We start from the raw sequence: 22,711 nt of genomic DNA on the forward strand, positions 1-22,711 counted from the left end.
CAAAAAGAAAGCGCGCCTGCGTTGCCGCAGGCGCGCCTTTACCCCTTCTGTCGGCCGCTTTTCAGCTTACATCTTCACTTCGTCAAGCAGCGACTTCTTGCCGTTCTTGTAGTTGTACAGCGAGATCACGCCGTGCTGCAGGTCGCCCTTCGAGTCGAAGGTCGTCGTGCCGATCACGCCCGAGTAGTTCGTCGCCGGCATCGCCGCGAGAATCTTCGCCGGATCCGTCGAGTTCGAACGCTTCATCGCATCGACGATGATGTACACGGCGTCGTACGTGAACGGTGCGTAGATCTGGATCGGCTGGCCGAAGCGCTTCTCGTACTTCGCCTTGAACGCCCCGCCGCCCGCCATCTTCTCGAGCGAAGCACCGGCTTCCGAGCACACGACGTTGTCGGTCGCGTCGCCGGCCAGGTCGGCCAGCTTTTCCGTGCACACGCCGTCGCCCGCGAAGATCTTCGCGCGCAGGCCGAGCTGCTTCGCCTGTTTCGCGAACGGGCCGCCGGTGGCGTCCATGCCGCCGTACATGATCGCGTCCGGATTCTCGCCCTTGATCTTGGTCAGAATCGCGCGGAAGTCGACCGCCTTGTCGTTCGTCGCGTCGTGCGACATCACCTTCAGGCCGAGCGCCTTCGCCTTCTTCTCGAACTCGTTCGCGAGACCCTGGCCGTATGCGGTCGAATCGTCGACCACCGCGACGCTCTTGATGCCCTTCGAGTGCGCGTAGTTCGCGAGTGCCGGGCCCTGCTGCGCATCGGTCGCCACCACGCGATACGTGGTCTTGAAGCCTTGCTGCGTGTAAGCCGGGTTGGTCGCCGACGGCGAGATCTGCACGATGCCCGCATCGCTGTAGATCTTCGAAGCCGGGATCGACGTGCCCGAGTTCAGGTGGCCGACCACCGCGACGACCTTGTCGTCGACGAGCTTCTGCGCAACCTGCGTGGCCTGGCGCGGGTCGGCCGCGTCATCCTGCGGGTCGAGCTGCAGCGTGATCTTCTGGCCGCCGACCGTGAGACCCTTGGCGTTGATCTCCTCGACTGCGAGACGCGCGCCGTTTTCGTTGTCCTTGCCCAGGTGTGCAATACCGCCCGTCAAGGGCGCGACGTGGCCGATCTTGACGACTTGATCGGCGGCCGCGTTGCTTGCAGCTGCAGCGCACAGCATCGCCGCTGCGGTGATCGGCAACAGCTTTTGCATCTTGATATTCATGTAAGTCTCCAGTTTCGGTCCCAATAAACGCCATCGCCCGGTGCCCCGCTGCCATCCCTGTGTTTGCATTCACTGGACGATTCGCCGGTTGCATCGTTCATGCACTTGGCCTCAAGCACGTAGGGAAACAGCCGCTTGTAGCGGCCGCCCGCCCGTACTTGCGCGCAAGTGTAGGTGATCAAATTAATTTGTGGGACTTTTTTGGGGTAGTGGTAACACTACCGATATGGGCGCTTTGGAATGAATGCTCGAATATCGCCGCGAGCCCCACCGGATAAGGGTTTCCGCTAATCTCGGACGGCCGGATGAAAGGTTGATTCAAAGCATTCCCGCGTCATTTCGATTCGGTATTTTGTGCGCGGGATCATTGAATGAAACGCGCGTGACAACACGCGCTTTTCTCGCTTCGATACGAGCCGGTCAGCCGGCCGTCGCGCGCCATTCGGCGTCGAGCGCGTCGACGAGTTGCGACGTCGTGAGCGCGGCGGCGCGCCGTCGCGCGAGCGGCGCGCCCTGCCCGGCCCACAGCGACAGGTAGTCGCCGTCGTTCGCGCGCGCGGCGGCCTGGCGCAGCGGCTGGGTCAGCGCGTTCTGCACCGGATACGGCGCGGCGTCGGCCACGCGTTCGCCGAGCCGCGTCATCAGCGTATTGCGCAATCCGCGCGCATGGCGGCCCGTGATCGCGCGCGTGACCTGCGTCGACGTATCGGCGCTCGCGAGCAGTCGCGCTTTCCAGTCCGTCGCGATCGCGCTTTCCGCACACGTCAGGAACGCGGTGCCGAGCTGCGCGCCCTGCGCGCCGAGCGCGAGCGCGGCGGCGATCCCGCGGCCGTCCATGATGCCGCCCGCGGCGAACACGGGCAGGCCGGTCGCATCGACGAGCTGCGGCACCAGCGCGAGCGTGCCGATCAGCGCGTCGTCGGCCGAGCCGATGAAGGTCCCGCGATGGCCGCCCGCTTCGGCGCCCTGCGCGGACAGCGCGTCGGCGCCGGCCGCCTGCCACGCGCGCCCTTCGGCGACGTGCGTCGCGGTGCCGATCACGTAAGTGCCGGCGGCCTTCAGGCGCGCGACGTCGGCCGCGTCGAGCACGCCGAACGTGAAGCTCGCGACCGGCACGCGCAGCGCGACGAGCGCGTCGAATTGCGCGCGGAAGTTGGGCGCGTAGCGCGCGGGCGCGGTGCCCGGCGGCAGCCCGAGCGTCGCGTTCAACGGATCGATCGCGGCGAGCGCGCGTGCGACGGTCGCCGCGTCGGGCGCGGCCTCGGGCAACACGAACAGGTTCACGGCGAACGGACGCACGGTCGCCGCGCGAATCGCGGCGACTTCGGTCGCGAGACGATCCGGCTCGAACGCGCCGGCGCCGAGACTGCCGAGCGCGCCGGCATTGGATGCGGCCGCGACCATCGCGGCCGTGGTCGCGCCGACCATCGGCGCCTGCACGAGCGGCAGGCGCAGGCCGAAGCGTTCGGAAAACGGATTGGAAAATGCACGGGCTGGCATGGCGAATCCTTCGATGACGATGTGCGAAAGCGCTTTGTAAAGGCCGACACGTCGACTCTATCGAAGCGGCGCAGCGCCGAAAAATGAATAATCGAGATCGAAACGATCGCTGCGCGAGAAGCAGGTTCGAGACGCGGATTCGACACGCGCGCACACCGGGCAGGCGCGCCGCTTGCGCGCTGCAGCGCCACGGGATTGGTGGCACACTAGGCCGCCCTTTTTTCCATCCGCGGTGCGCATGTCGCGCGCCCGTTCGCCAGGAGTTCCAACGTGACTGCCCAATGGATCGACATCCCGACCGGTAACGACAGCTTCGGCGGCTATCTCGCGCTGCCCAAGCGCGGCGAGGGCCCCGCCGTCATCATCATCCAGGAGATCTTCGGCGTGAACGCGCACATCCGCGCGGTCGCCGACCAGTACGCGGCCGACGGCTTCGTCGCGCTCGCGCCGGACGTGTTCTGGCGCACGCAGCCGCGCGTCGAGCTGACCTACGAAGGCGCCGATCGCGACAAGGGCATCGAGCTGATGAAGAAGACCGACGTCGGTCTCGCGATCGCGGACATCGGCGCGGCCGCCGACGCGTTGCGCGCGCGCCCCGAAGCCACCGGCAAGGTCGCCGCGATCGGCTACTGCTTCGGCGGCCAGCTCGCGTATCGCGCGGCCGCGGCCGGCAAGGTCGATGCGGCGGTCGCCTATTACGGCGGCGGCATCCAGAATGCGCTCGACCTCGCCGGCAAGATCACGCAGCCGATCCTGTTCCACTACGCGGAGAACGACCACGGAATCCCGCTCGACGCCGTCGAGCAGGTGAAGGCCGCGTTCGCGGGCCACCACAACGCGTCGTTCCATCTGTATCCGGGCGCCGAACACGGCTTCAACTGCACCGATCGCGCGTCGTACAACCAGCGCGCGTCGGCGCTCGCGCACGGCCGCACGCTGACGTTCCTCGCCGAACACGTGTAACGCGGCAGCGGGCCCGGCGCGTCGGGCCCGCGTTATCCTCCCTTCATCGCCACGGGTCACAACGGGGGTGACTGCGATGCACTCGGACTATCTCGCGCATGACGCGCTCGGCCTCGCCGCACTCGTGCGCGAGCGCAAGGCGAGCCCGCGCGAACTGCTGGACGCCGCGATCGGCCAGGCCGAAGCGGTGAACGGCGCGATCAACGCGATCGTGCTGCAGGACTACGACGATGCGCGCAAGCGGGCGGAATCGGCCGTCGATACCGGCACCGATGCGCCGTTCGCGGGCGTCCCGTATCTCGTCAAGGATCTCGGTGCGGCGGTCGCCGGGCTGCCGTTGTCGATGGGCAGCCGCCACTATCGCTACTTCGTCCCCGCCGACGATTCGCCGGTGATCGCGCGCAGCCGCGCGGCGGGGCTCAACGTGTTCGGCAAGACCAATACGTCGGAAATCGGCCAGATGCCGTACACCGAACCCGAACTGTTCGGCGCGTGCCGCAATCCGTGGAACCTCGATCACACGCCCGGCGGCTCGAGCGGCGGCGCGGCCGCGGCCGTCGCGGCCGGCATCGTGCCGCTCGCGCATGCGTCGGACGGCGGCGGCTCGATCCGGATTCCGGCGTCGTGCTGCGGGCTGTTCGGGCTGAAGCCGAGCCGCAATCCGGTGCTGGTCGACTCGCCGTCGAACGGCGAGCTGGTGGTTCAGCATGCGGTGTCGCGCAGCGTGCGCGACAGCGCGCTGCTGCTCGACGTGACGACCGGCCAGACGCTGCCGCCCGGCGCGCCCGGCACCTTTCTGGGCGAACTCGACACGCCGCCCGGTCCGCTGCGGATCGGCCTCGTCGTCGACCCGATGCTCGCGCCGGCGCTTTCCGACGACACGCGCGCGGCGCTCGACGACGCGGCCGCGCTCGTCGAATCGCTCGGCCATCACGTCGAGCCGGCGACGCTGAACATCGACTACGCACGCGCGGCCGAAACCTTTCTCACGCTGTGGGCGACGATCGCCGAGGAAATGGTGCTGGGTGCACGCGCGCTGACCGGGCGCACGCCGAAGCGCGCGGAGTTCGAACCGGCGACATGGGCGATGGCCGTCGTCGGCAGGCGCATCGCCCGCGCGCGCCTGCCGGACGTGCTCGAATGGCAGCGCCAGCTCACCGTGCAGGTCTCGGGCCTCGTGTCGCGCTACGACGCGATCCTGTGCGCGACGCTCGCGGGGCCGCCGGTCAAGATCGGCGAGCTGCAGCCGACGCCGCTCGAAGCCGCGCAGATGAAGCTGCTCGGCGCGCTGCCGGTGAAACCGCTGCTGCGGGAAATGCTCGCGAAGGCGTCGGAAAAGGCGTTCGCGTGGGCCGGCTGCACCGAGCTGTTCAACCTGACGGGCCAGCCGGCGATGTCGGTGCCGCTCTACTGGAACGCGCGCGGCCTGCCGATCGGCGTGCAGTTCGTCGCGCGTCACACCGACGAGGCGTTGCTGCTGCGGCTCGCGCGGCAGCTCGAACAGGCGCGGCCGTGGTTCGACCGGCGTCCGCCGCTGATGCAGGCGCAGCGCTGACGCCAGCGCCGTCGGCCGTCGGCCGCCGGTGAAAAAAAGCCCCGCCGGTTTTGCCGGCGAGGCTTTTGCGCATGCAACCGCGCGATGACGCTTACATGGAGAGCCGTTCGCAGATCGTCCGCGTCGCGGTCGCCGCGTTCAGCGTATAGAAGTGCAGACCCGGCACGCCCGCGTCGATCAGGCGCTGGCACAGGCTCGTGACGACGTCCGCGCCGAACGCGCGGATCGCGTCGCGATCGTCGCCGAAGCTCTCGAGCCGGCGCGCGACCCAGCGCGGCACTTCCGCGCCGCACATCTCCGAGAAGCGCATCAGCTGCGAGAAGTTCGTGATCGGCATGATGCCCGGCACGATCGGCACGTCCACACCCAGCTTGCGCGCATCGTCGACGAAGCGGAAATACGCGTCGGCGTTGAAGAAGTACTGCGTGATCGCGGAATTCGCGCCGGCTTTCACCTTGCGCGCGAAGTTTTCGAGATCGGCCTTCGGCGAGCGCGATTGCGGGTGGTATTCCGGATAGCCGGCGACTTCGATGTGGAACCAGTCGCCATGCTCGGCGCGGATGAAGCTGACGAGCTCGGACGCATAGCGCAGCTCGCCGACCTCGCCCATCCCCGACGGCAGATCGCCGCGCAGCGCGACGATATGCCGGATGCCGTGCGAGCGGTACTGGTCGAGGATCGCGCGCAGGTTGTCGCGCGACGAGCCGATGCACGACAGGTGCGGCGCGGCCTCGAGGCCGTCCTTCTGCATGTCGAGCACGGTATCGAGCGTGCCCTGCTGCGTCGAGCCGCCGGCGCCGAACGTCACGGAGACGAATTTCGGCTTCAGCGGCAGCAGCTGCGCACGCGTCGCGCGCAGCTTTTCGACGCCGTCCGCCGTCTTCGGCGGGAAGAATTCAAACGAGAGTTCGATCGATTTCATGATTCGCAAGAATGGGCGCGGCCGTCAGCCGATGTCGCGCTGCCCGAAGATCAGCGCGGACAGCAGCCACGACACGATGCTGTACAGGATCGAACCGAAGAACGCCGACCAGAAACCCGACACCTCGAACCCCTTCAGCAGCGACGACGCGAACCAGAAGCACAGCGCGTTCACGACGAGGATGAACACCCCGAGCGTGACGATCGTGACCGGCAGCGTCAGCAGGATCAGCACCGGACGGATCACCGTGTTGATCAGGCCGAGCACGACCGCGATGATCAGCGCGGTGCCGAAGCTCTTGATGTGGATCGACGGCACGAGGTACGTGATGATCAGCAGCGCGAGGGCGTTGATGACCCAGGTGAGGATGACGCTCATGGAGGGCTCCGGTTCGGTTGTCGATCTGGTCGGTCAGTGGCCGCCGCCGACCGCCGCACGTGCCCGCGCGGCGGCGGACACGGCGCGGCGGCCGGCGGTCCGGCACCGTGCCGCGCGCCGCGCATGAACGCGGCGCGGCGGCGGCGGTGCATCAGTAGCGGTAGTGGTTCGGCTTGAACGGGCCGTCCTTCTGCACGCCGATGTACGAAGCCTGCTCGTCCGACAGCACGGACAGGTTCGCGCCGATGCGCGCGAGGTGCAGGCGCGCGACCTTTTCATCGAGATGCTTCGGCAGCACGTACACCTTGTTCTCGTACTGTTCGCCGCGCGTGAAGAGTTCGATCTGCGCGAGCGTCTGGTTCGCGAACGAGTTCGACATCACGAACGACGGGTGGCCGGTCGCGCAGCCGAGGTTCACGAGGCGGCCTTCGGCCAGCAGGATCACGCGCTTGCCGTCCGGGAAGATGATGTGGTCGACCTGCGGCTTGATGTTTTCCCACTGATACTGGCGCGTCGACGCGACGTCGATTTCGGAGTCGAAGTGGCCGATGTTGCAGACGATTGCGTTGTGGCGCATCGCCTTCATGTGATCGTGGTTGATCACGTGGTAGTTGCCGGTCGCCGTCACGAAGATGTCGGCCTTGTCGGCCGCGTATTCCATCGTCACGACGCGGTAGCCTTCCATCGCCGCCTGCAGCGCGCAGATCGGATCGATTTCGGTGACCCACACGGTCGCGCCCAGGCCGCGCAGCGATTGCGCGCAGCCCTTGCCCACGTCGCCGTAGCCCGCGACGACCGCGACCTTGCCCGCGATCATCACGTCGGTCGCGCGCTTGATGCCGTCGACGAGCGACTCGCGGCAGCCGTACAGGTTGTCGAACTTCGACTTCGTGACCGAATCGTTCACGTTGAACGCCGGGAACGGCAGGCGGCCGTCCTTTTCCATCTGGTACAGGCGGTGCACGCCGGTCGTGGTTTCTTCGGTCACGCCCTTGATGTGCGCGAGGCGCGTCGAGTACCAGGTCGGATCGGCGTCGAGGTGCTTCGCGATCGACTTGAAGAGCGCGACTTCTTCCTCGTTGGTCGGCTTCGCGATCACCGAACGGTCCTTCTCGGCCTTCGAGCCGAGGATCAGCAGCAGCGTTGCGTCGCCGCCGTCGTCCAGGATCATGTTCGCGAATTCGCCGTTCGGCCATTCGAAGATGCGGTGCGAGAATTCCCAGTATTCGTCGAGCGACTCGCCCTTGAACGCGAACACCGGCGTGCCGGCTTCGACGATCGCGGCAGCGGCGTGGTCCTGCGTCGAGAAGATGTTGCACGACGCCCAGCGGACATCGGCGCCGAGCGCCTTCAGCGTCTCGATCAGCACGCCGGTCTGGATCGTCATGTGCAGCGAACCTGCGATGCGCGCGCCCTTCAGCGGCTGCTGCGCCTTGTATTCGTCGCGGATCTGCACGAGGCCCGGCATTTCGGTCTCGGCGATGTTCAGCTCCTTGCGGCCCCAGCCGGCAAGCGCCATGTCGGCGACGATGTAATCCTTGGAAGCTTGCGAATCGATAATGGCGTTCATCACGCCCTCCTTTCTAAAAAAGTTCTAGAAATTGGTGACGTGAGCGCCGTTCAGGAAGCGGGGCCGGCGCGAAGGTTGCCGCACGGCTGCTTGGTGAAGCTTTCCGAGCCTGGCGGACGCAGGATGGTCCGTCGCAACGCTCCTCGGGAAGCGGGAGGGATTGTAGCAAATCGGCGCGGGAAATGCGCGCCACGCACCGCGCGCGGCGTCGGCGCGCGCGGGCGCTATGAAAGGGTCAGTTCTCGGCGCCGACCCATGCCTGTTCGCGCAACCGCGCGCGCAGGCGCGCGACGGCCTGGCTGTGCAGCTGGCACACGCGCGACTCGCTGACCTCGAGCACCGCGCCGATCTCGCGCAGGTTCAGCCCGCGCTCGTAGTACAGCGACATCAGCAGTTTCTCGCGCTCGGGCAGCCGCTCGATCGCTTCGACGAGCGCCTCGCGCAGATGTTCGTCGAGCAGCGACGACAACGGATCGGCGTGATCGACGCGATAGCGGTCGAGGAACGGCTCGTCGTCGGCCGCGCGATCGAAATCCTCGTAGTAGATGAGCTGGCTGCCGTGCAGGTCCTGCAGCATCCCTTGATATTCGTCGAGCGGCATCTTCAGATGCTGCGCGATCTCGGTCTCGCTCGCGGAACGGCCGAGCTGCTGCTCGACCTGGTGCACCGCGTACTCGACCTCGCGCGACGTCTTGCGCAGGCTGCGCGGCAGCCAGTCGTTGCTGCGCAGCTCGTCGAGCATCGCGCCGCGGATGCGCTGGGTCGCGTAGGTCTCGAACTGCGCGCCCTGGTCTTCCTTGTAGCGGCCGGCCGCGTCCATCAGGCCGATCATGCCGGCCTGGATCAGGTCGTCGAGATCGACGCTCGCCGGCATCTTCGCGACGAGCTGCAGCCCCAGGCGCCGCACGAGCGGCGCGTATTGCGCGAGCACGTCGGCCTGGGTCATCTTTCCTTGAGCGTTGTACATCATGGCTCTCTCCTTCCGGTGGCGCTCACGCGGCGTGTGCCGCACCCGCCTCGTACGACGGCTTGCCGCCCGCATGCACGGCGCGGCCGGCGCCCGATCGCGGGCGCATCGGCCAGTACAGCAGGTCGGCGGCGATCTGCCGGTAATCGCGCGCGGCGACCGACGACGGGAACGCGTCGACCGCGGTATGCATCAGCTCGCGCGCATGCTCGACGAGCGGATCGGCGCTCACGCAGCCGGCGTCGGCGATCGACACCGTCAGGTAGCGGCTCGCGACGCCCGCGAGGTTGTCGAATGCGGTCCTGGCGTCGGCGTGGCTGCCGACGTGATTGGTCAGCACGCGGAACTGCGCGACCGCGTGCGCGAAATGCAGGCGCTTCATGCACGCATACGCCTCGGTGATCGCCTGCGCGGCGACCCGCGTGACGATCAGCACGTCGTGCGCCTCGCGCGCGAGCGGGGAGAACGTGCCGTCGGCACCGAGTTGCGCGTCGACCAGCACGATGTCGGCCTGGCCGTCGACGAAGTCGCTCAGTTGCGACTCGCTGTAGCCGTCCCGCGCGGCCGCGCACAGGCCGAACCCTGCGGCGACGCGCGTGCGTTCGCCGTCGCGCAGCCAGGCGCCCGCGAGCGTCGCCGTGGCCGAATGCACGTCGGCGCGCTCGTCGACGACGAGCACGTCCTTGCCGAGCGCGGTCAGCGCGGCCGCGACGTTCACGACGGTCGTCGTGCAGCCGACACCCGCCGGCCCGCCCGTCACCGCGACGATGCGCGACGCGCGCCCGGCCAGCAGGCGCCGCAGCCCTTCGGCCTGATCGATGATCCGTTTATCCAAATCGCACCTCGTGCAGCTCGGCGGTGGAACGTGCGGTCAGTGCGGAAAGCAGCGTCGGCATGTCCTCGTCTTGCGGCACGAAGGGCGAGCCGTCGCGCGGCACACAGAACGCGCTCTTCAGCAGGAACCGGGTCGATGCGACGTACAGGTTTTCCGGCACTTTCTGGCCGGTCGACACGTAATGGACCGGCAGCTTGTAGCGGATCACCGTGTCGAGCACGCCGCCGAGGTGGGTCGCCTCGTCGAGCTTGGTCAGGATGCAGCCGGCGAGATCGGGATACTCGGCCGCGCTGCGGTAGGCCTGGACGACCTCGTTGAGCGTGTCGCCGTGGCTCGTCGCGTTGAGCAGCAGCAGGCGCTGCACCGGCGCGTTCGCGCCGTGCAGCATCGCGATCTGGTCGGACAGCGCGCGGTCGCGCTGGCTCATGCCGATCGTGTCGATCAGCACGATGTGCTTGTTGCGCAGCTCGGACAGCGCGAGCTCGAGATCGCCCGCATCCTTCACCGCGTGCACGGGCACGCCGAGGATCTTGCCGAAGATGCGCAGCTGCTCGTGGCCGCCGATCCGGTAGCTGTCGGTGGTCAGGAGCGCGACCTTGCTCGCGCCGAAGCGCATCACGCAGCGCGCGGCGAGCTTCGCCGTGGTGGTCGTCTTGCCGACGCCGGTCGGCCCCATCAGCGCGAACACGCCGCCGCGCTCCATCAGCGCGTCTTCGCTTTCGAGCACCGGCAGGTTCGCCGCGAGCACCGACTGCGCCCATTCGGCGGCCTGCTCGAAGGTTTGCGCGTCGTCGCCGGACGGCAGGTTGTCGACCAGCATGCGCACCAGTTGCGCGGAGAAGCCGGCCGAGAACAGGTGCCTGGTCAGCGCGCCGTGCACCGGGCTGCGGCGCTGGCGGTCGTGCCACATCAGGCTGTCGAACTGCTCTTCCATCATCCCGCGCATCGCGCCGAGCTCGTGCATCACCGTGTCGTTGACGATGCTCTCGATGCGCGTCTTCACCGCGTCGGCCACCGCGGCCGCCGCTTCCGCGGACAGGCGCGTGCGTTCGGCCGGCTTCGCGGCGCTCGCTTCGCTCTGGCGGGTCATCGGCGCGGCGGCCGACGGCATCCGGCGTTCGGCGTCGCGCACGATGTCGCGCGCCCAGCCGGCCGGCGTCGCGGATGCGGCGTCCTGCGGCGCGCGCGCCGGTGCCTGCGGCGCGGCCGGTGCGGCCTGCGCGCGGGCGATCAGCGCTTCGCGCTGCTGGGTCAGGCGCTTCGCGTGTTCGACGAGCCACGGCGCGGGTTCGGACGCTGCCACCGGCGTGCCGGCGGCAGGCGCAGGCGCGACCGGCGCGTTCGATGCCGCGTCCATGCCGGCGTCGAAGGCGGCCGCTTCGGCTGCCGGCTTCGTCGCTTCGGCGCTTGCGCCGAACACCGACGAGAACACGTCCGGCAGGCCGCCTTCGCCCGCCGCATACGGATTGACGGCCGGGCGCGCGAGCGCGGCGCCCGGACGCGACACGATGCCCGGGACGGCCGCGGCCGGCACGGATTCCGGCGCGCGCGGCGCGACGGTGCGCGCCCGGACGGCGGCCGGCGGCGTGACCGCGGCGAGATCCGAGTCGGCGAGTGCGACGATTTCGACGCTGCCGTCATCGAGCGTGCGGTTCGACAGCACGACGGCGTCGGCGCCGAGTGCCTCGCGCACGAGGCGAAGCGCGTCGCGGCTCGTCGCGCCGGTGAATTTGCGAATGTTCAAGCGGAACCCCCGATGACGTTAACGACTTTGATCGTGCGCGTGTCCGGCACTTCGGCATACGACAGCACTTTCAGTTGCGGCAGGCTGCGGCGCAGGAAACGCGCGAGCATCGCGCGCAGCGCGTGCTGCACCAGCAGCACCGGCGGCAGCCCGAGATTCTGTTGACGCAGCATCGCCTGCTGCGTGCCGGTCAGAAGGTTGTGCGCGAGGCCGGGCTCGAGGCCCGGGTTCGCGCCGGTGGCGAGCGCCTGCGACAGCACGCGCTCGAGATTCGAATCGAGGCCCATCACCTGCATCTCGCCCGAGCCCGGATACCACTGCTGCGTGATCGCGCGGCCGAGCGACAGCCGCACCGCGGCGGTGATCTCGTACGCGTCGCCGCGGCCCGCGTGTTCGGACACGGCCTCGAGGATCGTGCGCATGTCGCGGATCGGCACGCCTTCCTCGAGCAGGTTCTGCAGCACTTTCTGCAGCGTCGTCAGCGAGATCGTCTTCGGCACGAGGTCCTCGACGAGCGACGGCGCATCCTTGCCGGTGCGCTCGACCAGCGCCTGCACTTCCTGGCGGCCCAGCAGCTCGGCCGCGTGCTGGACGACCAGATGGTTCAGGTGCGTCGCGACGACCGTGCTCGCATCGACGACCGTGTAGCCGTACACCTGCGCCTGCTCGCGCATCGCGACATCGATCCACACGGCCGGCAGCCCGAATGCCGGATCCTGCGTCACGGCGCCCGGCAGCGCGGCCGTCACCTGGCCCGGGTTGATCGCGAGCCACTGGCCCGGGAACACTTCGCCCGCGCCGATCTCGACGCCCTTCAGCGCGATCCGGTATGCGTTCGGCCGCAGTTCGAGGTTGTCGCGGATGTGGATCACCGGCGGCAGGAAGCCGATCTCCTGCGCGAATTTCTTGCGGATGCTCTTGATGCGCTTGAGCAGTTCGCCGTCGCTGTTCTTGTCGACGAGCGGAATCAGCCGGTAGCCGACTTCGAGGCCGAGCGGATCGATCAGCTGCACGTCGTCCCAGGTCGCCTCGTGGCTGTCGCCCGGCAGCGCGGCGGGCGGTGCGATCTCGGTCACGTCGCCGGCCGCCACGCGGGCCGCCGCGCGGCGGACCTGCGTGCGGGCCAGCCAGATCGCGCCGCCGCCGAGCGCGAGGAACGCGAAGTGCGGCATGCCCGGGATCAGCCCCATCAGCACGATGATCGCGCCGGTGATGGTCAGCACGCGCGGGTTGGTGAACAGCTGGCCGGTGATCTGCGTGCCGATGTCCTCGTCGGTCGCGACCCGCGACACGATCACGCCGGCCGCCGTCGAGATCACGAGCGACGGGATCTGCGCGACGAGGCCGTCGCCGATCGTCAGCAGCGTGTAGTTGGTGCCGGCCGCCGCGAACGACATGTCGTGCTGCACCATCCCGACGATCAGCCCGCCGATCACGTTGATCGCCATGATGATCAGGCCCGCGATCGCGTCGCCGCGCACGAACTTCGACGCGCCGTCCATCGAGCCGTAGAACTCGGCTTCCTGCGACACGGCGAGGCGCCGCTTGCGTGCCTGCTCTTCGTTGATGAGGCCCGCGTTCAGGTCGGCGTCGATCGCCATCTGCTTGCCGGGCATCGCGTCGAGCGTGAAGCGCGCGGACACTTCGGCGATCCGCCCCGCGCCCTTCGTGATCACCATGAAGTTGATGATCATCAGGATCACGAAGACAACGATGCCGACCGCGAAGTTGCCGCCGACGAGGAAGTGGCCGAACGCCTCGATCACCTGGCCGGCCGCGTCGGGGCCGGTATGGCCCTCGAGCAGCACGACGCGCGTCGACGCGACGTTCAGCGACAGGCGCAACAGCGTCGAGAACAGCAGCACGCTCGGGAACGCCGCGAAGTCGAGCGGCTTCATCGTGTACATGCTGACGAGCAGCACCATCACCGACAGCGCGATGTTGAACGTGAACAGCAGATCCAGCAGCAGCGGCGGCAGCGGCAGGATCATCATCCCCAGGATCATGCAGATGAGGATCGGGCCCGCGAGCGCGCGCAGGTTGGTGCCGGCGAACGGATTCTGGCGTTTGGCGAACAGGCCGGTGGTCGGGGTGCTCATGCTGCGTTTCCTTGCTTGCCGAGCGTGTCTTCGGCTTCTTCACGCTCGTCGTCGGCCGATACCGACGACCCCTTGTCGAGATCGGCCGGCACGTCGAGATCGACCGGCGCGGCCGGGAAGGCGCCGCCTTCCGAGCGGAAGCGCCGCAGCTGGTAGACCCACGCGAGCACTTCGGCGACGGCCGAGTACAGCGAGCCGGGAATCTCGCGTTCGAGTTCGACGTTGTGATACAGCGCACGCGCGAGCGGCGGCGCTTCGAGCAGCGGCACGTTGTGCTCGGCCGCCAGCTCGCGGATGCGCGCGGCGACGAGGTTCACGCCCTTCGCGACGACCTTCGGCGCGCGCATCTCGCCGTCCGTGTACTGCAGCGCGACGGCGAAGTGCGTCGGGTTCGTGACGACCACGTCGGCCTTCGGCACGGCGGCCATCATCCGGCGCCGCGCGATCGCGCGCTGCTGCTGGCGGATGCGGCCCTTCACGTGCGGATCGCCTTCGTTCTCGCGATGCTCGCGCTTCACTTCTTCCTTCGTCATGCGCAACTTCTTGTTGTACTGCCAGATTTGGTAAGGCACATCGAGCGCGGCGACCACCAGCATCCCGGCGACCGTCGTGCCGCAGCACACGGCGACCAGGTGCATCGCATCGGCGAGCGCCGAGCCGAGCGGCTGGGTCGCGAGGCCGAGCAGCTCGTCCTTGCTGCGCCAGATCGCGATCCCGCCGATCCCGCCGACGACGAGCGTCTTCGCGAGCGACATCCCGAGCTGGATCGGCCCCTGGATCGAGAACATCCGGCCGAGGCCGGAAATCGGGTTCAGGCGGTCGAACTTGAGTTCGAAGGTTTTCTGCGAGATCAGCCAGCCGCCGAGCGCCATCGGCGCGAGCAGCGCGGCGAGGCCGGTGAGCGCGAGGATCGGCAGCAGCGCGGCGAGACCTTCGACGCTCGCGCTGCCGGCCGCCGACAGCATCCGGTGCGTGTCGAACGCAGTCGCGCGATCGAACGCGAACGCGCCGCGCAGCATCGTCTGGAGATGGGCGCCCGACGGACCCGCGAGCAGCCACGCGCCGTAGAACCCGGCCGCGAGCAGCGCGAACGAAGCCAGTTCGCGCGAACGCGCGACCTGCCCCTCCTCGCGCGCCTTCTCGCGGCGTCTCGGAGTGGCGGCTTCGGTTCTGTCGAGATCGCTCTCGTCTGCCACGGTGCCTCCAGTCGGGTACGGCGAAATGCCGCTTTCCAGTGACACCGATTATTCATGCGCACGTCAAACGCCGATCGGTCGAGCAAAGCCGGGAAAGGGGGGTATTTCGGGGAATCGGGCGGGCCGGTGCGGCGGGAGGTCGCGGGCAGGCGCGGCGCGCCGGGAGGCGGTGGAAACCGCGTTCGCGAGCGGGCGCGGTGAAGCGTGTGAGGGATGAAGCGGGGAAGCGGGAGATCGAGGCGGCCGTGGAACGATCGTCGGCCCGCCCCGACGCGACGGCGTCGCGCGTCGAGGCGGGCGGCGCTCAGATCACCGGGATCGGATCCGAGCCGAAACGGTTCGGCCCGTTGGTGCCGCGCGAGCACATCCACACGAGCAGCAGGATCCCGCCGACGATCGGAATGAACGCGATCAGCAGGAACCAGCCGGAGCGGCCCGTATCGTGCAGGCGGCGGACGGTGACCGCGAGGCTCGGCAGCACCAGCGCGAGCGACACGACGGCCGCGACGATCATCAGCAGCAGCGAAAGTGCGCTCGCGTCGCGCCCCGCCGTGGTGATCACCTGGCAGACGATCGACACGACGCTGGTCAGCAACGCGAAATACCAGTATTCGGCACGGCGCGCGCGGCCCTCGAATTTCGCATATTGATTGAGTGCGGAACGAACGGCTTCGGTGAAATTCATTTTATTGCCCTCATGTTTTATATCGGCGACCCCGGAAACAACGCGGGCATTATAAGTTTGAATTTCCGGGCATTGCATCTCTTTTCGCGCGCCGACCGGCCCGCACGCGGGCGCCGGCAGAACTGGAGCGGCTTCAGCGGCGGAACGCTGCATTGCCTGCGGGCATGTCACGTCATTTTTATAATGGCGACGGCCCGGCATAAACGACGGCCAGATAATCCATGGCTTGATTACACCAGCATGAAACGCACCGCGATCGATAATCGAATCGATCGTTCGGCGCGCATTTACCGGCCGGCCGGGAATATTGCCGAGCGTCACGTACGCACGTCGGGAACGGCGCGTCCCGGCCGGCGTTCGCGCTAGCCCGCCGCCGCCTGCTCCAGCACATGGAGATCGAGTTTCTTCATCTTCATCACCTGCGCCATCACGCGCTCGGCGCGTGCCGGATCGCCCGCCATCAGTTCGGCCATCTGCACGGGCACCACTTGCCACGACACGCCGAAGCGGTCGCGCAGCCAGCCGCACTGCTGCGCGCGCTCGTCGCCGCCGTCGGACAGGGCCGTCCAGTAGCGGTCGATCTCCTGCTGGTCGCGGCAGTTGACGACGAACGACACGGCGGGCGTGAGCGGAAACGCCGGGCCGCCGTTCAGCGCGAGAAACGCCTGCCCGTCCAGTTCGAACGACACCGTCATCACCGCGCCCTCGGCCTGCCCGGACGCCTGCGCACCGGACTTGCCGTAGCGGGCGACGTGCAGGATCCGCGCGTCGTCGAACACCGACACGTAGAAGCGGGCGGCCGCCTCGGCGTCGCGGTCGAACCACAGAAACGGCGTGATGCGTTGAATACGCTGGCTCATGGCGCTGTCTCCTCGATGTCGTGCCGGCACCGGTGCCGGCCTTATATCGTAGGCGCTGTGCCGGCGCGGCGCGGCCGCCCGACGCGTAGTGCGTCGCCGCTGGCGAAGGCAAAAAAAAGGGGGCGATCGCTCGCCCCCTTTCCTGCCGCCGCCGTGCGTGCGCGGTCAGAACGCGACGTAAGGCTGCGCGCCGCCGCTGCCGGTCCGGTCCATCCCGAAGTAGATCGTCTTGCCGTAGAAGTGCGGCATGCCGATGTCGAGCCAGCCGGCCGCGCCGAACGGGCCGGCGATGTCGTTGAACGCGAACGTCGACGAATTCGCGAACAGCGCATCGGCGTTCGCGACGGGCATCGACACGCCGCCCGACACGCCGTTCTTGCCGGTCAGCGTCGCCGTATAGGTGGTCGTCGACGACGGGCAGTAGAACTGCGTGTTGGTCGAGCAGGCCTTCTGCGTCGAATCGTTGAAGAAGTACGCGTTCGAGCCCGTATCGAAGAACGCGGTCACGTTTCCGCCGAGGAACGTCGCATCGACGTCGCCCGTCGTCGTCGACGTCAGCACCGTCGACGCCCCGAGCGCGTTGTTGCTCTGCGTATTGATCCCGAACGTCAGCAGGCCCGTCGCGCTGCCCTGCCCGCTGCTCGAGATGTTCGGCATCTGCACGATCACGCCGTTGTTGTCGGTCGCGAAGCGATGGACCGGGTTGGCCACCTGCTGCGCAACCGGCACCAGCGCCACCGCGCAGCTCGAATTGCCGTTCGGGCACGCGTAGTAGTTGTTGGACGTCGCCGACGTCGACGTCGCGCAGCTCGTGCCGCAATCGACCGGCGCCGGCCCGATGCCGAGGATGCCGTTCGCGCCGAGGTCGCCGGCCGTGTTGGCCGATGTTCGGGCGCCGTTGTTCGAGCATGAACCCGGCACGTTGCTCGTGCCGAGATCGCCGATGATCTGCACCGGCAGCGAGCCCGCCTGCTCGGTGCCGATCGACAGGTCGACGGTGCGCACCGAGCCCCACGTGAAGCTCGACACGAACTTGCCGCACTCGGCCACGGGCGCGCCGCCGCTCGTCGTCTGCGGCAGGTTGTTCAACACGCCCGACGACAGCGCGCTGCTGACCAGCCGCAGCCCGTACGACGCCGTATCGACGAGGACGTTGTTGACCACCTGGCAGTTCGTCGTGCCCGGCACGCAGATCTTCACGTTGACGGTCGGGATGTTGATCACGTGCGCGACACCGGTGCCGACCGTGATCACCGCCGTGTTCGCGGTATTGCCGTCGGATACGTTGGAGCCGCCGTTGTTGCCGCTGCTCCCGCCGTTGTCATCGCCGCCGCCGCAGGCGGTCACGAGCATGGCCGTCGCGGCCGCGACGCTCAGCAGGCCGAGCCAGCGCTTGAAGGTACGAGGAATTCGCAAGATCGCTCTCCCGCTGTCACTGGATGTCGTTGCCGGTCAGCCCGGCAGGCAGCGCCGTCGGCAGCCATGCCTGGCCCGCGAAGGCGCCCATGTGGCCGCCGGTGCGGATCACGAGGCCGCTCGTATCGACGGACACGGGCGCGCGCCAGCCGCGCGCCGCATGCGCGACCTGGACGGCGGCGGTGTACTGCGGGAAATAGCTGCCGAGCAGCGACTCGAGGTCCGGCATGCTCGGCCCGCGCCAGGCGAGGCCGAACACGGTGCCGGCCGCGCTCGTGTATTCGTGGATGACGGTGCCCGATCCGAGCGTGATCTCGCGGACGGTGTAGGCGGCCGCGTTCGCCTGCGCGCCGTCGGCGGAGCGCATCGCGCGCTGCAGCGCGCGCACCGTGGCGGCGCGATCGTCCGCCGGCGGCGACATCGGCGCGCCGCCCAGTTCGGCCTGTGCGTGGACGGCCCACAGCACACCCATTGCGGCCGTCGCATGCGCGGCGGCCCAGCCCAAGCGTTTCAGCTTCACGTTCCCCCCCAAGGGACTGGCTTCGTTGCCGGCGGTGCCGTCGTCAGGCGCGGCACCGCGGGCCAACAAATGAAAGTCTTAAGAATGACGCTTCGTTGCTGCTGACGCGTAGTATGCCTGCGGAGTGTGTCGCAGTGTCAAATCAACGTTGCATGACGCAACGCAACATGACGTGCGGCACGACCCGCGCGCGGGGAGCGCGTCGTGACGAGCACGGGGGAAAGCCATGCGCACCGGGCCGCGCCACGATCGGGCGCGGCGCCGATGCAATGGGACAGCATCAGAAGCCGAGACTCGCGAGCAGGTCGTCGACCTGCGCCTGGTCCTGCACGACGTCGGACTTGCCTTCCGGCGCGATCTGCGGCCCGTTCAGCAGCGACTCGGGGCTGCCGGTCGCGCTGATCTGCTCGGCCGCGAGCGCGGCCGCGGTCGCCGCGAACTGCTCGCGCCGCTCGGGCGCGATGTTCTCGACGAGCACCGTGAGCAGTTGCTGCTCGATCAGGTAGACCATGTCCATGATCTTCTTGATCACCTGCCCGGTCAGGTCCTGGAAATCCTGCGCGAGCATGATCTCGAGCAGCTGCGCGCTGGTCGCCGACGCCGCCTCCGGCAACGCGCGCAGGAACGTGCGCGTGTCGTCCATCAGCTCGCGCACTTCCGCGTGCTCGATCGGCGCCGCATACCACTGCGCCCAGCGCGCATCGAGCGCCTCGGCCTCGTTCTGGATGCGCTCCTGCATCGGCTTCGCGACCTCGATCGCGTTCAGCACGCGCTCGGCCGCCTGCTCGGTCATCGTCGCGACGTAGCGCAGCCGGTCGCGCGCATCGGGCACGGCTTCCGCCGCGCGCTCGACATGCTTGTCGAGGCCGAGCTCACGCATCGAATCGCGCAGCGTGCGCGTGACGTGGCCGATGCGCGCGAGGATCCGGTCGCTCGCGTAATCGGCGCCTTCGGCGTGGCCGTCGGCGTTGACTGCCGCGCCGGCGAGCGCCGCATGGATCGGCTCGTTCACGTCAGCTCCCGGCCTTGGCCATCTTGTCGATGATCTTGTTCAGCTTCTCGTCGAGCGTCGCTGCCGTGAACGGCTTCACGACGTAGCCGCTCGCGCCCGCCTGCGCGGCCGCGATGATGTTCTCCTTCTTCGACTCGGCCGTGACCATCAGCACCGGCAGGTGCGTGAGCGTCGCGTCCGCGCGGATTTCCTTCAGCATCGCGAGGCCGTCGAGGTTCGGCATGTTCCAGTCGGAGATCACGAAGTCGAAGCCGCCGCCGCGCAGCCGCGCGAGGCCGGCCGCGCCGTCCTCGGCTTCGTCGACGTTCGTGTAGCCCAGTTCCTTGAGCAGGTTGCGGACGATCCTGCGCATCGTCGGGAAATCGTCCACCACCAGGATTTTCATGCTCTTGTCCATCGTCGTTCCTTTGCAGATTCGTTACCGTCGGGGCCCGCAGCATCGCACGTGCCCCGTGACATTTCATTCAGACGCGCTGCACGCGGTCGCCCATCGTCGCCAGTCGCGCCATCACGCGCCGGCTCATCTCCGACAGCGGCGCGACCTCGTCCGCGCCGCCGAGCGCGATCGCCTCGCGCGGCATCCCGAACACGATGCAGCTCGCCTCGTCCTGCGCGAACGTGTGGGCGCCCGCGCGCTTCATGTCCAGCAGGCCGGCCGCGCCGTCGCGGCCCATCCCCGTGAGGATCACGCCGATCGCGTTCTTGCCCGCATGCTGCGCCGCCGAGCGGAACAGCACGTCGACCGACGGCCGGTGCCGGTTCACCGGCGGCTCGTCGGACAGCTGCGCGATGTAGTTCGCGCCGCTGCGCGCGAGCAGCAGGTGCGCATGGCCCGGCGCGATGTACGCATGACCCGGCAGCACGCGCTCGCCGTGCTCGGCTTCCTTCACCGCGATCCGGCACAGGCCGTTCAGCCGCTGCGCGAAGGACTTCGTGAAGCCGGGCGGCATGTGCTGCGCGATCAGCACCGCCGGCGCGTCCGGCGGCAGCGGCGTCAGCACCTCGCGGATCGCCTCGGTGCCGCCCGTCGACGCGCCGATGATGATCAGCTTCTCGGTACTGACGAGCGGGTTGTTGACCATCGGCGCGGCCGGCTGGCCGCTCGCCGCGCGCGCGGCGGCCTGCGGCTGCGGCGTCTGGCGCACGCGCGCGCGCGATGCGGCGCGGATCTTGTCCGCGAGCTTTTCCGCGTAGTCGAGCATGCCGTCGCGAATCCCGACGCGCGGCTTCGTGACGAAATCCACCGCGCCGAGTTCGAGCGCGCGCAGCGTGATTTCGGAGCCGCGCTCGGTCAGCGACGACACCATCACGACCGGCATCGGCCGCAGGCGCATCAGCTTCTCGAGGAAGTCGAGCCCGTCCATGCGCGGCATTTCGACGTCCAGCGTCAGGACGTCCGGGTTGTGCTGCTTGATGAGCTCGCGCGCGACGAGCGGATCGGGCGCGGTCGCGCACACTTCCATGTCGGGCTGGCTGTTGATGATCTCCGTCATCAGGCTGCGGATCAGCGCCGAGTCGTCGACGCACAACACTTTGATCTTCTGCACTGCGGTCATGCCTCCTGCTTTCTCGAAAGGTTGGCCGCAAACGGGCTGCCGGCCTTCGTGTTCGTCGTCTGCGCGCCCGCGCCGCCGCGTGCGCCGAACAGCTCGATGCGCGGGCGTGCCGGCGGCGGCGCGGCCGGCCGCTTCGCCGCGAACAGCTCGACGTGCGCGCGCGGCCGCTCGGCGCGCGCGCGGTCGGCCTCGCGCGCCAGCGCGGCTTCGCGCTCGGTCACCCCCGGCACCTGCAGCCGCAGCTTCTTCACCATCGCGCGGCCGGTGCGCGGCATGAACGCGACCTTGCGCGGGTGCACGCCCTGCAAGTCCTCCGCGGTGATGCGGATGCGTTCGAGCGCCAGATAGCGGCGCACGAAATCCGCGTTGCGGTCGCCGATGTTGATGGTCGTCATCCCGGCCAGCACGGCCGCGCCGCCGAACACCTTCGCCTCGAGGCGCTCGCGGCGCCCGCCGGCCTTGATCAGTTCGTTGATCAGCACTTCCATCGCGTACGCGCCGTAGCGCATCGACTCCGACGCGGCCGCGCCGGCATCGGCGCCGTCGTCGGGCAGCATGAAGTGATTCATCCCGCCGATGCCCGCCAACGGGTCGTGCAGGCACGCGGCGACGCACGAGCCGAGCACGGTCATCAGCACCATGTCCTCGGACGTCGTGTAGAACTCGTTCGGCAGCAGCTTCACGCCGGGGCGTTCGAAGTGGTTGTCGAAGTAGCGATTGGTCGCGATCGGCAGGGCGCTCATCCGCGTTCTCCGTAAGCGGGCACGGCGCCCGCGGCACGCGCATGGGCGCGCGGCGCCGCCGCGGCCGGCGCGGCGCCGTGCGGGCGCAGGCCCGGCGCGGCATCGCGCGTCAGTTCGTACACCGTCTGCCCGCGCAGCCGGAACGCCTGCGAGACGTACGTGAAATTCTCCGAATGCCCGGCGAACAGCAGGCCGCCCGGCTTCACGAGCGGCTCGAAGCGCGACAGCACCTGCCCCTGCGTCGGCTTGTCGAAATAGATCATCACGTTGCGGCAGAAGATCGCGTCGAACGGCTTCGCGATCCCGTAGTCGGCATCGGTCAGGTTCAGCTGCTCGAAGCGGATCATCGCGCGCAGTTCCGGGCGCACCTTCACGCGGCCGGCCTGCGCGCCCGTGCCTTTCAGGAAGAAGCGCTTGAGCCGCTCCGGGCTCAGGTGCTTGACCTGGTCGTACGTGTAGATGCCGGCCTCGGCCTTCGCGAGCACCTGCGTGTCGAGATCGGTCGCGAGGATCGATGCGCCGCGCGCGGCCGATTCGCCGAGCGCCTCGATCAGCGTGATCGCGATCGAATAAGGCTCCTCGCCGGTCGACGCCGCCGAGCACCACACCGACACGGGCGCCGCGCGACGCTTCACGAAGTCGGCGAGGATCGGGAAATGGTGCGACTCGCGGAAGAACGCGGTCAGGTTCGTCGTCAGCGCGTTGGTGAACGCTTCCCACTCGAGCGGATCGTCCTCCTGCTCGAGCAGGTCGAGGTAGTCGCGGAACGTGTCGAGGCCGCGTGCGCGCAGCCGGCGTGCGAGCCGGCTGTACGCCATGTCGCGCTTGTGCTCGGACAGCGAAATGCCCGCGCGTTGATGGATCAGCGCGCGGATGCGTGCGAAATCCGCGCCGGTAAACGCGAAGTCGCGCCCCGGCTCGCCCGCGCGGGGCGAGGCATCCGGTGCATCGGGTCGAAACGGTGCGCGCGCGGACGGCATG

21 protein-coding genes and 1 riboswitch are annotated in these 22,711 nt (G+C 68.4%); of the genes, 2 read left to right on the forward strand and 19 right to left on the reverse strand.

What is annotated here, in order from left to right; genetic code table 11:
- Positions 1–66 precede the first annotated feature (66 nt).
- Together WS49_RS22565 and WS49_RS22570 are read right to left on the reverse strand one after the other, a co-directional pair.
- A complete protein-coding gene (locus WS49_RS22565) occupies positions 67–1,209 on the reverse strand; it encodes a branched-chain amino acid ABC transporter substrate-binding protein (protein WP_059533457.1) in 1,143 nt (380 codons plus the stop codon).
- Between the two features lie 420 nt (positions 1,210–1,629).
- Positions 1,630–2,709: an NAD(P)H-dependent flavin oxidoreductase gene (locus tag WS49_RS22570; RefSeq protein WP_059533458.1), complete on the reverse strand. Its 1,080-nt coding sequence runs from the start codon at positions 2,707–2,709 to the stop codon at positions 1,630–1,632.
- Positions 2,710–2,979: 270 nt separating this feature from the next.
- Between WS49_RS22570 and WS49_RS22575 the strand changes: the two genes are divergently transcribed.
- On the forward strand, positions 2,980–3,672 hold the full coding sequence (locus WS49_RS22575; protein ID WP_059533460.1) for a dienelactone hydrolase family protein: 693 nt from the start codon (positions 2,980–2,982) through the stop codon (positions 3,670–3,672).
- 76 nt (positions 3,673–3,748) lie between these two features.
- Entirely contained in the window at positions 3,749–5,227 is a 1,479-nt protein-coding gene (locus WS49_RS22580) for an amidase (RefSeq protein ID WP_059533462.1), read from the forward strand.
- 91 nt (positions 5,228–5,318) lie between these two features.
- Here WS49_RS22580 and metF read toward each other — a convergent pair whose 3' ends face one another.
- The 17 genes from metF to WS49_RS22665 all read right to left on the reverse strand — a co-directional run bounded on the left by metF (position 5,319) and on the right by WS49_RS22665 (position 22,710).
- Complete coding sequence (metF, locus tag WS49_RS22585) at positions 5,319–6,149, reverse strand: methylenetetrahydrofolate reductase [NAD(P)H] (RefSeq protein ID WP_059533463.1); 831 nt, start codon at positions 6,147–6,149, stop codon at positions 5,319–5,321.
- A 24-nt stretch (positions 6,150–6,173) separates the two neighbouring features.
- Complete coding sequence (locus tag WS49_RS22590; RefSeq protein ID WP_006477367.1) at positions 6,174–6,527, reverse strand: phage holin family protein; 354 nt, start codon at positions 6,525–6,527, stop codon at positions 6,174–6,176.
- A 151-nt stretch (positions 6,528–6,678) separates the two neighbouring features.
- The gene (ahcY, locus tag WS49_RS22595) at positions 6,679–8,097 is read right to left on the reverse strand and encodes an adenosylhomocysteinase (protein ID WP_059533465.1); all 1,419 of its coding nucleotides are present in this window, start codon (positions 8,095–8,097) and stop codon (positions 6,679–6,681) included.
- Between the two features lie 34 nt (positions 8,098–8,131).
- A riboswitch (S-adenosyl-L-homocysteine riboswitch) is annotated at positions 8,132–8,248 on the reverse strand.
- An 84-nt stretch (positions 8,249–8,332) separates the two neighbouring features.
- Positions 8,333–9,067: an RNA polymerase sigma factor FliA gene (locus WS49_RS22600; protein WP_059452641.1), complete on the reverse strand. Its 735-nt coding sequence runs from the start codon at positions 9,065–9,067 to the stop codon at positions 8,333–8,335.
- Between the two features lie 22 nt (positions 9,068–9,089).
- Entirely contained in the window at positions 9,090–9,899 is an 810-nt protein-coding gene (locus WS49_RS22605; RefSeq protein ID WP_059533467.1) for a MinD/ParA family ATP-binding protein, read from the reverse strand.
- Positions 9,892–11,643 carry a flagellar biosynthesis protein FlhF gene (gene flhF, locus WS49_RS22610; RefSeq protein WP_059533469.1) on the reverse strand — a complete coding sequence of 584 codons (1,752 nt, stop codon included), beginning with the start codon at positions 11,641–11,643 and terminating at the stop codon, positions 9,892–9,894. Before flhF ends, WS49_RS22605 begins: the two co-directional genes overlap by 8 nt.
- Positions 11,640–13,742, reverse strand: coding sequence for a flagellar biosynthesis protein FlhA (flhA, locus tag WS49_RS22615; protein ID WP_059533471.1), 2,103 nt, complete (start codon positions 13,740–13,742; stop codon positions 11,640–11,642). The genes flhF and flhA overlap by 4 nt, the downstream gene beginning before the upstream one ends.
- Complete coding sequence (gene flhB / locus WS49_RS22620) at positions 13,739–14,938, reverse strand: flagellar biosynthesis protein FlhB (RefSeq protein WP_059533473.1); 1,200 nt, start codon at positions 14,936–14,938, stop codon at positions 13,739–13,741. The genes flhA and flhB overlap by 4 nt, the downstream gene beginning before the upstream one ends.
- A gap of 304 nt (positions 14,939–15,242) precedes the next feature.
- A complete protein-coding gene (locus WS49_RS36165; protein WP_257127754.1) occupies positions 15,243–15,944 on the reverse strand; it encodes a DUF805 domain-containing protein in 702 nt (233 codons plus the stop codon).
- 41 nt (positions 15,945–15,985) lie between these two features.
- Complete coding sequence (locus WS49_RS22630; RefSeq protein ID WP_059533476.1) at positions 15,986–16,483, reverse strand: VOC family protein; 498 nt, start codon at positions 16,481–16,483, stop codon at positions 15,986–15,988.
- Positions 16,484–16,648: 165 nt separating this feature from the next.
- Positions 16,649–17,899 carry a DUF3443 domain-containing protein gene (locus WS49_RS22635; RefSeq protein ID WP_059533478.1) on the reverse strand — a complete coding sequence of 417 codons (1,251 nt, stop codon included), beginning with the start codon at positions 17,897–17,899 and terminating at the stop codon, positions 16,649–16,651.
- 16 nt (positions 17,900–17,915) lie between these two features.
- Positions 17,916–18,419, reverse strand: coding sequence for a DUF2844 domain-containing protein (locus WS49_RS22640; protein ID WP_059533522.1), 504 nt, complete (start codon positions 18,417–18,419; stop codon positions 17,916–17,918).
- Between the two features lie 280 nt (positions 18,420–18,699).
- Entirely contained in the window at positions 18,700–19,431 is a 732-nt protein-coding gene (cheZ, locus tag WS49_RS22645) for a protein phosphatase CheZ (RefSeq protein ID WP_059533481.1), read from the reverse strand.
- Position 19,432: 1 nt separating this feature from the next.
- Positions 19,433–19,828, reverse strand: a complete 396-nt coding sequence (cheY, locus tag WS49_RS22650) for a chemotaxis response regulator CheY (RefSeq protein ID WP_006754880.1) — start codon at positions 19,826–19,828, stop codon at positions 19,433–19,435.
- Positions 19,829–19,895: 67 nt separating this feature from the next.
- Positions 19,896–20,987, reverse strand: a complete 1,092-nt coding sequence (locus tag WS49_RS22655; RefSeq protein WP_059533483.1) for a protein-glutamate methylesterase/protein-glutamine glutaminase — start codon at positions 20,985–20,987, stop codon at positions 19,896–19,898.
- The gene (gene cheD / locus WS49_RS22660) at positions 20,984–21,730 is read right to left on the reverse strand and encodes a chemoreceptor glutamine deamidase CheD (RefSeq protein WP_059533485.1); all 747 of its coding nucleotides are present in this window, start codon (positions 21,728–21,730) and stop codon (positions 20,984–20,986) included. Before cheD ends, WS49_RS22655 begins: the two co-directional genes overlap by 4 nt.
- Positions 21,727–22,710: a CheR family methyltransferase gene (locus WS49_RS22665; protein WP_059533487.1), complete on the reverse strand. Its 984-nt coding sequence runs from the start codon at positions 22,708–22,710 to the stop codon at positions 21,727–21,729. Before WS49_RS22665 ends, cheD begins: the two co-directional genes overlap by 4 nt.
- Position 22,711 lies beyond the last annotated feature (1 nt).

This window comes from Burkholderia sp. RF7-non_BP4 (genome assembly GCF_001521935.1).
Classification (GTDB): Bacteria; Pseudomonadota; Gammaproteobacteria; order Burkholderiales; family Burkholderiaceae; genus Burkholderia; species Burkholderia diffusa.

Excerpts from the sequence above, each read along its gene's own strand:
- WS49_RS22565 (WP_059533457.1), bottom strand. The coding sequence starts at position 1,209 with ATGAATATCAAGATGCAAAAGCTGTTGCCGATCACCGCAGCGGCGATG.
- WS49_RS22570 (WP_059533458.1), bottom strand. The coding sequence starts at position 2,709 with ATGCCAGCCCGTGCATTTTCCAATCCGTTTTCCGAACGCTTCGGCCTG.
- WS49_RS22580 (WP_059533462.1), top strand. The coding sequence starts at position 3,749 with ATGCACTCGGACTATCTCGCGCATGACGCGCTCGGCCTCGCCGCACTC.
- metF (WP_059533463.1), bottom strand. The coding sequence starts at position 6,149 with ATGAAATCGATCGAACTCTCGTTTGAATTCTTCCCGCCGAAGACGGCG.
- WS49_RS22590 (WP_006477367.1), bottom strand. The coding sequence starts at position 6,527 with ATGAGCGTCATCCTCACCTGGGTCATCAACGCCCTCGCGCTGCTGATC.
- ahcY (WP_059533465.1), bottom strand. The coding sequence starts at position 8,097 with ATGAACGCCATTATCGATTCGCAAGCTTCCAAGGATTACATCGTCGCC.
- WS49_RS22600 (WP_059452641.1), bottom strand. The coding sequence starts at position 9,067 with ATGATGTACAACGCTCAAGGAAAGATGACCCAGGCCGACGTGCTCGCG.
- flhA (WP_059533471.1), bottom strand. The coding sequence starts at position 13,742 with ATGAGCACCCCGACCACCGGCCTGTTCGCCAAACGCCAGAATCCGTTC.
- WS49_RS22630 (WP_059533476.1), bottom strand. The coding sequence starts at position 16,483 with ATGAGCCAGCGTATTCAACGCATCACGCCGTTTCTGTGGTTCGACCGC.
- cheY (WP_006754880.1), bottom strand. The coding sequence starts at position 19,828 with ATGGACAAGAGCATGAAAATCCTGGTGGTGGACGATTTCCCGACGATG.
- WS49_RS22655 (WP_059533483.1), bottom strand. The coding sequence starts at position 20,987 with ATGACCGCAGTGCAGAAGATCAAAGTGTTGTGCGTCGACGACTCGGCG.
- cheD (WP_059533485.1), bottom strand. The coding sequence starts at position 21,730 with ATGAGCGCCCTGCCGATCGCGACCAATCGCTACTTCGACAACCACTTC.
- WS49_RS22665 (WP_059533487.1), bottom strand. The coding sequence starts at position 22,710 with ATGCCGTCCGCGCGCGCACCGTTTCGACCCGATGCACCGGATGCCTCG.